The following is a 12347-nucleotide window of genomic DNA, read 5'->3' as shown; positions in this document are numbered from 1 at the left end:
CGAACAACAGCGCGAAGCCGCCAAGCTGCTTTCCAGGCTCATTCCCAATCCCTCGCATCTGCTCACGCGAGGGATTTGGGAGTGCGCGAACGAGTATGAAACGCCTGACGAAAGGCAATTGCCATCACCTACCATCAATTTCTACCAGTTTTCCCGCCTACTTCGTTATTCCATTTTCTCCCATAGAGTTCAAGGATTTCCATTCGCAAGATGCAAATCTCACCTCCAACAGCTGCAGTTATATGGACATGGTTCGATGATTTCACCTTCCAGTCTTCGTTATTGAGGCTCGCGTGGGTACTCCACAGGCTTTCCATGTTCATCGTCTTTTGCCACGTGGCAAAGTGATCCTTGAGCGGCTGTTTCCAGGATATATCGACGACTTGCCGTCTGTGGGTGGTTATCCGATCCTTAAAAAAACTGCTCGAATGGTGAAAAAATGGGGTGTTTTTCAGAGTTTTCAACCAGAGAAAGATGTTTCTTGTAGCAGAGCGTTACTAGAGCAGACAATCCGTCAGCGTGTTCAGATATTACCTGGCGTGCGCATTTTAGAGGGCCAGGAAGTACTTGGCCTGCGAATTTCCACTGACAATGCAGCCATTACAGGTATTACTTTGCGACCACGTGGCGAGATAGATCAGCATGCCACTATTACGGCGGAGTTGGTGATTGATGCGAGTGGGCGCACATCTAAGCTTACGCAATGGTTACAAGCATTTGGATATGAATTACCTGAAAATGAACAGGTTATCTCCTCAATTGGCTACAGCACACGTTTTTATAAAGCGTCGAAGCAAATAATAGAAGATGTGGGCACGATTGTAGTCGATGAGATGCAGGAAGAGGGAAAAATGGGGGTGGGTATCCTCCCTATTGAAAACGATAGAGTATGGGTAACGTTATTTGGCATTGGAGGGCATTTCCCATCGACAGATGTGCATGGATTTGAGCAAGAACTAGCAAATCTACATTTGGTGCAGGCAGAGATCGCAGATGCTTTGAAGCAGGCTCAACCACTTACCACGCCAAGGGGATATCGAGTACCGATATGTGAACGCCATCGATATGATCGAGTAGAACGCTGGCCCGCAGGGCTGCTGGTCATGGGTGATGCTTTCTGCCATTTTGATCCTATCTATGGGCAAGGAATGACCGTTGCTGCTGTTGAGGCAGAAACATTAGAGGGTGCCTTACTAGAGCAACAGCGTAATCCTCAGCCTGATTTTGAACGTCGTACGCTCCAACGTATGCAAGAAGCCGCGATTACTTCAGCCTGGTGGCTGAGCGCACTCAATGATCTGCGTGGCTCTGGTGTTGAATATAAAGGAGAAGAGGGGCCTCAAGGGGTGCAATTGCTTCATTGTTATCTTGATCTCTATTTCAAATACGCGCTTGAGCATCCTGTTGCACCTGCTTCAGCGCTCAAAACGTGTCAACCCACAGTTGCGAAATTAGCTTTAATGAATGGCTTGCTGGTACCTCCCAAAGAGGTTTTTAATGCTTCGACTCTTACTCTGTTGCTTGAGGAGGAGACGAGCACTGACGATTCGCGCAGATTGCACGAATTAGTAGACGCGTATAATCTCTCGCCAGAAGCGATTATGGAGCAGGTGCTTCCGGCATTTATGAGAATAACGGTGGCTAGGTAGGTACAGCGACGCATTTGCCCCATCGCGGCAGGCGATTGCCATGATCTGAATCGATACCGTAGCGAAAGGATGACTAAGGAAATCTTGAAGATACGTGCGGTGTTGTTAACAATCTGCTCAGATGGAGTGATGCTGTCTATAGGCTCGTGGCGTGAGACCTAGATAGCGTTTGAACACCTGGTTCAGGTGACTCTGGTTTGCAAATCCACTCTCTAATGCGACATGAGCAAGAGGCAGATCTCTCTCTTTAAGCAGCCCTTGCGCTCGTTCGATCCGCTGGCGCAGCACAAATTGGTGTGGGCTTTCTCCCGTCGTCTGGCGGAACAGGCGAGCAAAGTGATAGGCACTAAAGCCAGCTTGCTTCGCCAGTGCCTCAAGCGAGAGGTCTTGGCTGAGATGGTCCTGAGCGAAATCTATCACCCGCCTCATTTGTTGATGCGTCAGTCTTTGCGAAGGTTCTTTGAAGGTTTTTCCTTCAGACGAATAATGGCGCAAGAGATGAACGGCGAGCAGTTGAGCCGCGCTTTGCGCATACAGTTTTCCGGCGGGAGAGGGGTGTTCTAGTTCTCGCCAGAGAGTAAGAGCGATCTGATTCAGTAGTGGGTCGTGAAAGCCGGTACGTCGGACCAGAGAGAGGTGCGTGGGATCGAAGTCTGCCACTTCCTCGGCGGTACGAGCAAGCAGATCCCTACTCAAGTGCAAATGAAAGGTGCGGGCCGGTACAGAGGAGAGGATCTTCCAGCGTGCTTCACTGGGAGTGTCTTCGTCAGAGCTTAGAATCAAGTCTTTATGGTGGAGGTGGAGCTCTTGCCAGGGACCATGTGTGTAACGCAGCGCCATGGACATTGTTCCGCCCGTAAATAAGACCAGTGAAATATTTTGTGTGGCGGGTGTTACCACGTCCGCGCGCTCCATTGGTTCATACTCCAATGGCTCATAAAACGCCTGTGCGACCAGCCCTTCCCAGCCTGCTTCTGTGCTGGAGAGATAGAGAAGCGGAGAGGTGAGCTGGTTTGTGGATGCTCTTGTTGGTGTCTGTTGAGAAATAGCTGATGGTTCATTCATGCTGATCGTTCACGCTCTCTCATGTTACTCTCAAGAGTATACCATATGATGTTCACCACCCTGTTGATTGAGACGTCAGAAATTTTCTCTTTGCGCATCGTGAGTGCCAGGACGGGTAGCGTAGCCAGGTGGTCGCCCTGGAAGATTAGCCTCACAACCGTCACATTCATGGGGGCTATAGTTAGTTTTTATTTCTTGAGACAGGTGTAGGCAAATAGAGACATCTATCCCTCCTTGCCAAAGCTGTGGTTTTCTGGTCTATTTGTTCTACTTACGATACAGAGGGAGGAAGCGCAACCGGATGATCCGTGGGTATCGGGGAGAACTTGACCTCAATAACGCGCAGAAGACGCGCTGCCGCAAACATGCTGGAGCCGCTCGTTGGGCCTACAATTACGGTCTTCGCCGCAAACAAGAGGCCTACAAAGCCGGGCAGAAAACGCCCACCGCCATCGATCTGCATCGCGAGATCAATGCTCTCAAGCCCTCTGAGCCTTGGATGCGCGAGGTCAGCAAGTGCGCCTTCCAAGAGGGCTTGCGTGACCTGGATGCCGCCTTCAAGCACTTCTTTCGCAAGTGCCGGCTCAAAAAAGCGGGCACATGGAAAGGCACGTGTGGCTATCCCCGCTACAAAAGCCGGAAGAAAGCCATTGGAGGATGCCGCTTCACCGGCACCATTCGGGTCTTTCATGATGCTATCCAGATCCCTCGCCTAGGAGTCCTTCGGCTTAAAGAGCATGGCTATTTGCCCACCACTGTCAAGATCACCAGCGCGACCATCAGCGAAAAAGCTGGCAGATGGTCTGTGTCGATCTGTGTGCACCATGCGTCCCATGCAGATGATTTGCCACCTCTGGGAGAGGAAGAAGAAGGCCCACGACCAGCCACAGGCGAGGCCATTGGCGTTGACCTGGGATACACATGCTGGCAACGCTTTCTGATGGACGGACCTTCGAGAATCCCAAGGCATTGCGTAAGAAGATCACCGCCCTCAAGCGAGCCTCGCGACGCCACAGCCGCAAGCCCAAAGGGAGTGTCAATCGCAAGAAAGCACGCATGCGACTTGCTCGGATGCACGCCCGTATCGCCCATGTTCGCCAGAACGCCTTGCACCAAGCGACCGCTCAGATCGTGGCGAGAACCCGCGCCCGATCAAGAGCGGCCGAGTGTGATCGTCCTAGAAGATCTACACATTGCAGGTATGCTCAAGAATCGCCGGTTGGCCCGAGCCATTGCCGATGTGGGCATGTACGAGTTCAAGCGGCAGATCCTCTACAAAGCCGAACAGGCAGGGGTACAGGTGCTGCTGGCCTCCCGTTGGGAGCCCTCCTCAAAAACCTGTTCGTGTTGTGGCTGGATCAATGAGGCGCTCACCCTTTCGGATCGGGTCTTTGCCTGCCTGGAGTGTGGAAACGTCCAGGACCGAGATGCCAACGCTGCCAACAATCTCGCAGCATTGGCACAATGAACAGAGCGTACCGCAAGTTCTGCGGGAAGTGACGCCTGTGGAGCAGATGTAAGACAAGCGAAAGGCTTGCTGTCTGCGCTGAAGCAGGAACCGAATGCTGAGTATGGCCTGTCCATGTTTGGGTCAATTTCGGAGAACGGTATCCGCCTTCAATGGAGAAGTTCGCGTCTGAGCCGGTGCTTCTTTGGGAACACGAGGAGGATGGACCTGGGAACAGATGTTGTGAGAGATAAGGTTCAAAGAGAGCGCATCATGAAAAGTTTGCCGAAGAATCTGATGGATATGACGAATGGTCCGAGGAGCATATCCATCTTGGCGTTGCAGTACTTAGAAGTTATCGCCCATGATATAGCAGCCTCAGAGGTTATCTCGTGAGGCTGCTAATATATATTTGGGATCAATAAAGTAAGCTATGGCCCTGATCGATGGATTGTTGTGAGAGGAACGCCATGCGGAAACTTTCATAAACATCTTGCAACTTTACAAGAAACCGAGCGAGAAAGCCCTGCTCATTGATGGCAGGGATGCATCGCCGTTCTTTGAAAGGCTGAGGGGAGGGGCGGATCCTCGCAACAGCGGATGTTGGGGCACTTGACGAGATGTTTCCATGCTGCTATTCTATGGAACAGATGGTCTATTCACAAAGCGCCATGCACAGGAGAGATGGGATGATGAAGCCTCAGGCTGCAAGCACCCACACACAAGCAACCACTGTCCGCACACCCACGTTTCTGCTGGAACTGCCCCTCGTGGTGAACCAGGGACAGTCCAAGCGGGTGCGTGCCCATCTGGAAGCGGCCCGCCAGCTCTCCAATGCCATCCTCTCCCTCGGGCAACGACGTCTGCGCTGCATGAGAGCTGATCCCGCCTGGCAGGAGGCTCGTGCCCTTCCTCGCGCCCACAAGGCAGAGCGAGCGGTGGCGTTCTCTGCCTTGCGCAAAGCCCATGGCTTCACCGAAGCCGCCCTGCATCAAGCGGTCAAAGGCTTGCGCGTTGGGTGGATCGCTGAGCACATTGAGGCGGTGCTGGCTCAAACCCTGGCGACCCGCGCCTACCGTGCCCTCAATCGTGTCTGCCTCGGCCACGCCAGGCGAGTGCGTTTTAAGAGCCGAGGGCGAGGCTTCTCCAGCATCGAGAACAAGCGCAATGACACCGGTCTGCGCTTTGTCCTGCAGCCACCCGAGAAGGGAAACGCAGGGTTTCTGCTCTGGAACGGGAACCGGTTGCCAGCCCTCATCGATTGGCAGGATGAGGTGGTGTGTCATGGCCTGAGACATCGCATCAAGTACGCTCGCCTCCTCCAGCGTCCCGCCAGCAGCAAGAGAGCGGCGGGAGCCGATGCAGAAGGGGATCGCTACTGTGTGCAGCTCGTCCTGGAGGGCACGCCTCACCGCAAGCCCAAGCACACGGTTGGACAAGGGGCCGTTGGCGCTGATCTGGGGCCCTCAACTCTGGCGCTCGTTCCCCAAGAGGGGGAGGCCAGTCTGCAGGTGTTCTGTGCGGAACTGGCACCTGATGAGAGAGCCATTCGCCGTTTGCAGCGACAGATGGATCGACAGCGGCGAGCAGGCAACCCAGAACACTACGACGCGAAGGGACGCATCAGAAGGCAGGGTACGAAGAAGCTGCGGTGGAAACAGAGCAAGCGCTACCAAGCGATCAGGCGACGCAAGGCCACCAAAGAGAGGAAGCTGGCGGCGCACCGCAAGAGCCTGCATGGCCGTAAAGTCCATGAGGTGATGGCGCTGGGCAGCACCATCATCCTCGAAAAGATTTCCTACAAGGCATGGCAGAAGCAATTTGGCACAAGTGTGGGGCTGAGAGCACCAGGGATGTTTGTAGCACTGTTGAAACGCACCGCCGTGCCCCCTTTGGGGGTTGCAAGTACGGGCGGCATCCTGGTGGCGCGTTCCCACACGCACCACGGCTCTGAGCCAATGGTGTCATGGCTGTGGCAAGAAGGTTAAGAAGCCGCTCTCAGAGCGCTGGCATCAGTGTGCCTGCGGTGTGGGTCCCGTGCAGCGCGATCTCTACTCAGCGTTTCTGGCCGCCTACCTTGATCCAAGAGACCCCATCCCCTCGTGTGCCCGATACCAGGCGTATTGGGAAGGTGCGGAGGCGCGCCTGCGGGCAGCACACGAGCGTCTCATCCAACGTGCGAAAGAGGGGCAGGTCCTGCCCCGAAGCTTGGGCCTAACCCGAGCCAGAGTGCGTCTGCCCAAAAGTTCAGAGGAACCTCCATTAGAGCCAGTTCTTCATCTTCAGGATGAGGAGCTGGAAGCGTGGGACGAACCTCTGGAACCCCCGCTGCTTGAGCACGGGGTGCTTCAGTTCTGGTGAATAATCTGGTTCCTGTAAAAACGATCTGGTGAGAGGCTCATTTCAGCAGCCTTAGAAAGATCCACGAGTATGGTGTAGTCAAGCATCATGTAAAACCATCAAGTCCGAGTTTGAGGCTTTTTTGTGATATACCCTCCACGTTATCTTTCAGAACTCCACGTATATTGAGTGATTTTGAGATCCATTGCTCTCCAGGCGTATGCTCGTAGTTCACTACCCTCTATTATTGCATCTGTGTTGTACTGTAGAGATGTGATCTAGAAAAAGCTGGCCAGCTTGGATCGCAGATGCATGCATGCAGCCTCCTGTGAGACCTGTCAAAGCCTGCAGAGCGTCTCATTTATCCTTGCTCCCATGCTCTCGAGAGCAGTAGATGAGAGCATGGAATAAAGAGGGAAAGATTGTATTGGAAGGCTTTTATAGCAAAAACACCGGGAGTAGATCCATGACGTATGCAGCAGGAGTGTTTGCGACACTCGACGACTGGATTGCAGCCGAGGCAATCCCATGCTCGCTCGATGCTCGCCCAGATTTCAAAGCCGCCGTCGATAAGGTGATCAGCACACTCGACGATGAAGTAGTATTGCTTGGCTTTGGAGAAGCACTTCATGGAGGGGAAGAGCTGCTTGCCCTTCGCAATCAACTCTTCCAACGCCTTGTAGAAGCCCATGGCTACAGCGCTATTGCCATTGAGAGCAGTTTTCCTCGGGGGCCATCGTCAACGACTATGTGCTTGGTCGCGGTCCGGTTTCCTATGAAGAGGTGCAGGAGACTGGATTTAGCCACGGGTTTGGAACACTTGAAGCGAATCGAGAACTTGTCGAGTGGATGAGGCACTACAATGCTGATCCATCGCACCAGAGAAAACTCCAGTTCTACGGTTTCGATAGCCCAACCGATATGACTACAGATAGCCCCCGTCAGACATTGCACGTTGTACTTGATTATCTCTGCTCAGTTGATGAGTCCCTGGCTCAGGAGTACCGAAGCCGTATTGAATCACTACTAGGACAGGATGCGGCCTGGGAAAGTCCGGCTGCCGTACTCGATCCGACGCAAGCAATAGGTCGATCACCGGAGGCTACTGCATTGCGGATCGAGACCGAGGAATTGATTTCAGAGCTACTCGTGCGCCGTCCCGAATTCATCGCGAAGAGCAATGAGCGCCGCTATCAGGTAGCCACTCACTATGCCGTGATGGCTCGGAACCTCCTGAACTATCATGCTACGCTCGCGCAACCGTCGATGAAACGCCAGGAGAGACTCCTCGGCATCCGTGCCGCAATGATGGCAGAGAATCTAACGTATATCGCCTCTCGCGAACAGGGACGAGGTAATGTCTTGGTGTTTGCCCACAATAATCATCTCAAGCGTGGAGTGGTACAATGGCAATGGGGGAATGAGACGGTGAGCTGGTGTCCCGTTGGATCGTATCTTCATGAAATGCTTGGTCGCCGCTATGTCGTTATCGGCTCAGCGGTAGGCGAATCGTCAGCCAACGGGATTGGTCAGCCAGAAGCCGGGACACTGGAGGCGCGGCTCACATCTGCTCCTGGGCCGGTGCGATTCATTCCCACCCATCAAGGGCAAGGGCTGCCTACAGAGGAAATGGCGGCACTTCCGATTCGCTCTGGCAGTAAGAAGAACAGAAGCTATATAGAACCACTGGGTGTTCAAAGCTTCACCGATTTCGATTGGTTCGCTGTCCTGGATACAACAACCTACAACGGGTGGGGCCATTTTTAGAAGGCTGGTGTCAAGCCATCAACGAAAAGCAGGGTCCTGTTTTTGCCTTTTATCAAGCACAAAGAAGCTCTTACCACAGAAGCGCGAGCTGGGTTGTAGAGGATGAAAGTCAAAACGGTTATGAGAGAGCTTTCTACTGTTGAGAGTTCAGAGGTGCAGTCTCCTGATTTGCCTATTGTAGGGATAAAAATACATGCAGAAAACGGCTCTCTGGTGTCTAGGACATCAGAGAGCCGTTTTCTGCATGTTTGTCTTTGGGTTTGTTTTCCCTTTACGCTCGGAGTTGCTTGGGGCCAAGTCGAAGCGTCACTTCTGCTACCTGCTGTCCCAGGTAATGAGCCACGTCAAGATCATCTTTGGAGAGGGCATGGCCTGCGGCCCCACCGGCAATTGCCATCGCCCCATACGGCGAGCCTGTACGTTGGAGCAAAGGAGTCGCATAGCCACATGGCACCATGAGCATGCCCAGGTGCATCAGTTGCACCATCATCCCCAAAGCGGCCTGTTCAACGCCCCCATGTGGGGTTGAAGCCACCGCCATCACTCCGGCAGGACGACCAAGCAGGGCATTGCTCCTCCATAGGGGGCTCGCTTTTTCCAAAAAGGCTTTCATGGCTGCTGACATTCCGCCATAGCGTGTTCCTGAGCCGAGAATCAGCCCATCAGCGTGCGCCAAATCATCTATACGCGCCACGGGAAGCGGATGGATACGTTCTGCGTACACATGTCCCGTCCAGGGATGGGCACGCAAGCCTTCCTCTGTTTCCAGTTCAGGAACTCGTTTCAACTGAGCGCTCATTCCTGGCACACTTTCTACGCCTCTTTGAGCATGTTCGGCCAGCGTTAAACAGTTGCCACCTTGTGAGTGGACGAGAACGAGAATATGCATCTTTTCTTTCTTGCGCTTTCTATTAGATACCGCCAGTGCAACGAATCGTTTCTCCATTCACATGACTGTTGGCCACCGAACCAAGAAACACGATCAGGGCCGCAACATCCTCCGGTTTTGTCAGTCGTCCAGTGGGCGTTTGTTGCGCGACTGCGGTTTGCATAGCCTGCGGGAACTGATCCCGATTGCGTTCGGTTAGCGTGAAGCCAGGCAAGACAACATTGGAAAGAATCCCCGCTGGTCCCAGCTCACGCGCCAGCACGCGTGTGAGACCATGTAATCCTGCTTTTGCTGCGGCATAGGCACCAGTGCCAGGAATCCCATCCTCAGCGACATTGGAGGAGATATTTACAATTCTTCCCCAGCCATGGGCACGCATGAGAGGCACTACCTGTTGCAGGGTATGATAGACACCTGAAAGCTGGAGATCCAATGTTGGTTTCCAACTGCTCATTGGCACTTCCTCAAAGCGTTTGCTCATATCTTCAAGTGATCCCCACTGGACGGCATTGTTGACAAGGACATCAATGTGGCCCCACTGTTGCCCCACTATTTTGACTGCCTCTTTGATCGTTTCCTCACGTGCCAGATCATAGGGAATGACGACTGCCTGACCGCCAACTTCGATCACGCGTCTCGCCGTTTCTTCAGCCTGCTGACGTTGAGAACGATAGGTAATTCCCACACAGGCACCTTCTCTTCCAAAGGCAAGAGCGGTTGCCCGACCAATGCCTGAGGAACTTCCTGTCACCAGGACAACCCGATTCGTTAAGCCTAGTTCCATATCTATGCCTTTACTTCTCTAACCGGTTAGTTAATAGGTTAAAAAACTAACCGGTTATATATATGCGTAAAAAGATGAGCCAACGTGATTTGTGGCTCGTCATCAGTCTTCTTGCGCCGTGCTTTGCTCAAGGTTGTGCAGCATTTGTTGGAGAACCCGCTCAAAGAGCGCACGCTCCACGTCTGAGATGTTCATCAACAATTTCTTTTCGACCTCTGACATCGCGTGCGGAACGAGTTGTTGAAGCTCTTTGCCTTTGGGGGTCAGCCTGACAATCACCTGACGGGCATCCGTAGGATGCGGATACTTCTCAACCAACCCCTGCTGGCTCATGCGTCGGACAGTTCGGGTAATCGACTCCCCAGATGCATGCAGTCGACTCGCGATCTCTCCAATTGTTAAATCCTCTGAGGTGTTCCAGAGGAGATCGAGGAGAAAATTCTGTCCAGCGTAGATACCATATGGGTGGAGTTTGCGCTGGCAGGCTTCCTTTGTCTCGCCCGCCACGCGAGCGAAGAAGGCGATGAAATCACTCATGCTGTACTCTCTTCCTAACCGGTTAGCTGATGTGTAGTATACCTAGCATGAATGCATGTTGTCAAGAGAGCGATGATCCACATCTTTAGACGGATGCAGTCGCCATCGTGGGAAACTGCAGGTGAGACGAAAGAGGAAGTTTCGCCTCACCGCGAGTGAATCTCAGTTACCCATAGAGTTGGAGAAGCTTTTCTCGCGCCACTCCTCCCATATCGGTGTTATCGCTCCACTGATCGATGTTCCCAATCAGCCGCCCTGCCGCAAGCTGTCGGACTGCCGGGTCGGCAATCTGCGCCACAAGAGCTTGAGCGAACCGCCCTCCGTGAATGACGGGAAAGGGACGGCCATAGAAGTGAGATACAGTCGATGGTTGTGTTCGACATACCCCTAGCTCGTTCTGTAGGCGGGCTAGCACCTCATACGCCTTGGTGAGCGCTTCGCTGCGTTCATTCCAGGAGCTCGCGATCTGGGCGCGCCAGAGGAGGGGCGTGAGCTCCTGTGCGCTGTGTAATCGCCCAAAGGCAGTGCCAAACCATTTGGGGTAGGGAGCATACTGCCTCTCCAACAGAAAGCATAGGTTCATGATATCGCGCACCAAGCGCGAGCCGATGAGTGCCGAGCCAAGCTCGTCCCCCACACTGCCAGCGCGTGGCATCAGATGCTCTTCCTGCCCGATTCGCTGCCAGCCACAGGCCAGCAGGTATAGCCACACATCATGAGGATACCAGGTAAAGCGTGTGCGGACCGCTGTGAGTTCACCCACCTCGTCCTGATAGACCTCCCCGGCAACCAATTCGCCTAGCACATGCGACCGGAAGGTGAGCCAGTCGGCAGCCTCCAATGGTTGGGTCAGATCGTAGCCAAGCTGAATGCGTACAAAGTCGCGTACAGTGATCGCAATCACACGATGCTTGATCGGTCCGGAAAGCGGCCTGCTCATAACGCGCATCCTTGGCTCGACAGGGGCCGGGAACGAGACAGGATACGCCGCAAATGTTTCAGGGAGGCTGTGGCTCAATAGGCCGCCAATCGCGTCCCTTTGCTCGATATCTTCCTCTTGTAGGAGAATGAACAAACGTGGACCCCAATCGTGGTCAACAGAGAGCTCATTGTCGAAACCAAGCACCTCGCTGCCTTGACCAAGCAGGGCGGCAGCATAGCGCAGGTCGGGGAACACGGAGGTTATCAACGGACGAACCGCCTCGTGAAAAAAACGGCGGCTCAACTCAAGACCGGACATAAAAACGGGCATAGTTATTCCTTTCCACAAAGTCAGTGGGAAATCGACGAGGAATTGGAAAGGAAGGGGAGGCAGGAGTACAGAGACTCCCTCGACTTTAGAGGAGTCCGGCTGATCTGTTCACCAGAGAGCGATGCTCTCGACTATCGCACATAGTGGGAGCTCAAAACTCAAGCCAGGGTCCCTTCCAGAAGGTTGAGGTGCAGAGATAGAGTTTTCATGGGAATAGCCCTCCTTTGCTTGATTTATCTTATAATAACTGAAGAGCATGCTAGATGTCAAGACCTCTATGCGAGATTCTGCTCACAACGTACTGACCGCCCACTGTTGCGTGCCATATCGCGTATGCTCAAGATGAGGTTTGCCATTCTGTCAGCTTTTTGGCAAAGAATGTTATGCTCAAACACTGAGGCAAGCAATATACTTCTTAAAAGTTGATTAGCAGTCGAATACCAACCAGCAGATGTCGTTTCGCAACCGCTGATCATCCAGGACCAGTTCGCGGATCGCGTTAGGGAGTTGGTCACGCTGCCATTGGCACTCGAGCCGTCCGGAGTTCTCACTCTCGCCTTCAGGAGCGGCTGCACGCGCTGCCTTGATTGCGTAGGCTGCCGCTCCAAGCTCGTGCG

At 53.5% G+C, this 12347-nt stretch carries 9 protein-coding genes and 4 pseudogenes; 7 read left to right on the top strand and 6 right to left on the bottom strand.

Going from position 1 to position 12347, the window contains the following annotated elements; translation table 11 throughout:
* Positions 1–293 precede the first annotated feature (293 nt).
* Positions 294–1649, top strand: a complete 1356-nt coding sequence (locus K3T82_RS19090) for an NAD(P)/FAD-dependent oxidoreductase (protein WP_220195149.1) — start codon at positions 294–296, stop codon at positions 1647–1649.
* A gap of 117 nt (positions 1650–1766) precedes the next feature.
* Here K3T82_RS19090 and K3T82_RS19085 read toward each other — a convergent pair whose 3' ends face one another.
* Positions 1767–2714 (bottom strand): AraC family transcriptional regulator, encoded by a 948-nt coding sequence (locus K3T82_RS19085; RefSeq protein WP_220195148.1) that lies wholly within the window; start codon positions 2712–2714, stop codon positions 1767–1769.
* A gap of 301 nt (positions 2715–3015) precedes the next feature.
* Between K3T82_RS19085 and K3T82_RS49945 the strand changes: the two are divergent.
* The 6 genes and pseudogenes from K3T82_RS49945 to K3T82_RS19060 form a co-directional block, all read left to right on the top strand.
* Positions 3016–3141, top strand: a pseudogene (locus K3T82_RS49945) (helix-turn-helix domain-containing protein); the annotation flags it as partial.
* Between the two features lie 494 nt (positions 3142–3635).
* Positions 3636–3794: pseudogene (locus K3T82_RS47765) on the top strand (transposase); the annotation flags it as partial.
* A gap of 10 nt (positions 3795–3804) precedes the next feature.
* Positions 3805–4182 (top strand): RNA-guided endonuclease InsQ/TnpB family protein, encoded by a 378-nt coding sequence (locus K3T82_RS47760; RefSeq protein ID WP_307811174.1) that lies wholly within the window; start codon positions 3805–3807, stop codon positions 4180–4182.
* A 668-nt stretch (positions 4183–4850) separates the two neighbouring features.
* Positions 4851–6522, top strand: a pseudogene (locus tag K3T82_RS19075) (nuclease/transposase family protein).
* Positions 6523–6967: 445 nt separating this feature from the next.
* Positions 6968–7354, top strand: a complete 387-nt coding sequence (locus K3T82_RS19065) for a hypothetical protein (RefSeq protein WP_220195144.1) — start codon at positions 6968–6970, stop codon at positions 7352–7354.
* Entirely contained in the window at positions 7252–8268 is a 1017-nt protein-coding gene (locus tag K3T82_RS19060) for an erythromycin esterase family protein (protein ID WP_220195143.1), read from the top strand. Before K3T82_RS19065 ends, K3T82_RS19060 begins: the two co-directional genes overlap by 103 nt.
* A gap of 271 nt (positions 8269–8539) precedes the next feature.
* Here K3T82_RS19060 and wrbA read toward each other — a convergent pair whose 3' ends face one another.
* The 5 genes and pseudogenes from wrbA to K3T82_RS19035 all read right to left on the bottom strand — a co-directional run.
* Positions 8540–9157: an NAD(P)H:quinone oxidoreductase gene (gene wrbA, locus K3T82_RS19055; protein WP_220195142.1), complete on the bottom strand. Its 618-nt coding sequence runs from the start codon at positions 9155–9157 to the stop codon at positions 8540–8542.
* Between the two features lie 22 nt (positions 9158–9179).
* A complete protein-coding gene (locus K3T82_RS19050) occupies positions 9180–9941 on the bottom strand; it encodes an SDR family NAD(P)-dependent oxidoreductase (protein WP_220195141.1) in 762 nt (253 codons plus the stop codon).
* 102 nt (positions 9942–10043) lie between these two features.
* The gene (locus tag K3T82_RS19045; protein ID WP_220195140.1) at positions 10044–10478 is read right to left on the bottom strand and encodes a MarR family winged helix-turn-helix transcriptional regulator; all 435 of its coding nucleotides are present in this window, start codon (positions 10476–10478) and stop codon (positions 10044–10046) included.
* A 166-nt stretch (positions 10479–10644) separates the two neighbouring features.
* The gene (locus K3T82_RS19040; protein WP_220195139.1) at positions 10645–11730 is read right to left on the bottom strand and encodes a DUF4037 domain-containing protein; all 1086 of its coding nucleotides are present in this window, start codon (positions 11728–11730) and stop codon (positions 10645–10647) included.
* A 426-nt stretch (positions 11731–12156) separates the two neighbouring features.
* Positions 12157–12347, bottom strand: a pseudogene (locus tag K3T82_RS19035) (putative immunity protein); the annotation flags it as partial.

Source organism: Ktedonospora formicarum, assembly GCF_016587355.1.
In the GTDB taxonomy this organism is placed as follows: Bacteria; Chloroflexota; Ktedonobacteria; order Ktedonobacterales; family Ktedonobacteraceae; genus Ktedonobacter; species Ktedonobacter formicarum.
The sequence above is the reverse complement of the archived record's forward strand: the minus strand, read 5'-3'. Positions and strand labels throughout refer to the sequence as shown.

What these genes read in the sequence shown, in the direction of transcription:
- K3T82_RS19085 (WP_220195148.1), bottom strand. Translation starts at nt 2,714, where the DNA reads ATGAATGAACCATCAGCTATTTCTCAACAGACACCAACAAGAGCATCC.
- K3T82_RS47760 (WP_307811174.1), top strand. Translation starts at nt 3,805, where the DNA reads ATGTTCGCCAGAACGCCTTGCACCAAGCGACCGCTCAGATCGTGGCGA.
- K3T82_RS19065 (WP_220195144.1), top strand. Translation starts at nt 6,968, where the DNA reads ATGACGTATGCAGCAGGAGTGTTTGCGACACTCGACGACTGGATTGCA.
- wrbA (WP_220195142.1), bottom strand. Translation starts at nt 9,157, where the DNA reads ATGCATATTCTCGTTCTCGTCCACTCACAAGGTGGCAACTGTTTAACG.
- K3T82_RS19050 (WP_220195141.1), bottom strand. Translation starts at nt 9,941, where the DNA reads ATGGAACTAGGCTTAACGAATCGGGTTGTCCTGGTGACAGGAAGTTCC.
- K3T82_RS19045 (WP_220195140.1), bottom strand. Translation starts at nt 10,478, where the DNA reads ATGAGTGATTTCATCGCCTTCTTCGCTCGCGTGGCGGGCGAGACAAAG.
- K3T82_RS19040 (WP_220195139.1), bottom strand. Translation starts at nt 11,730, where the DNA reads ATGCCCGTTTTTATGTCCGGTCTTGAGTTGAGCCGCCGTTTTTTTCAC.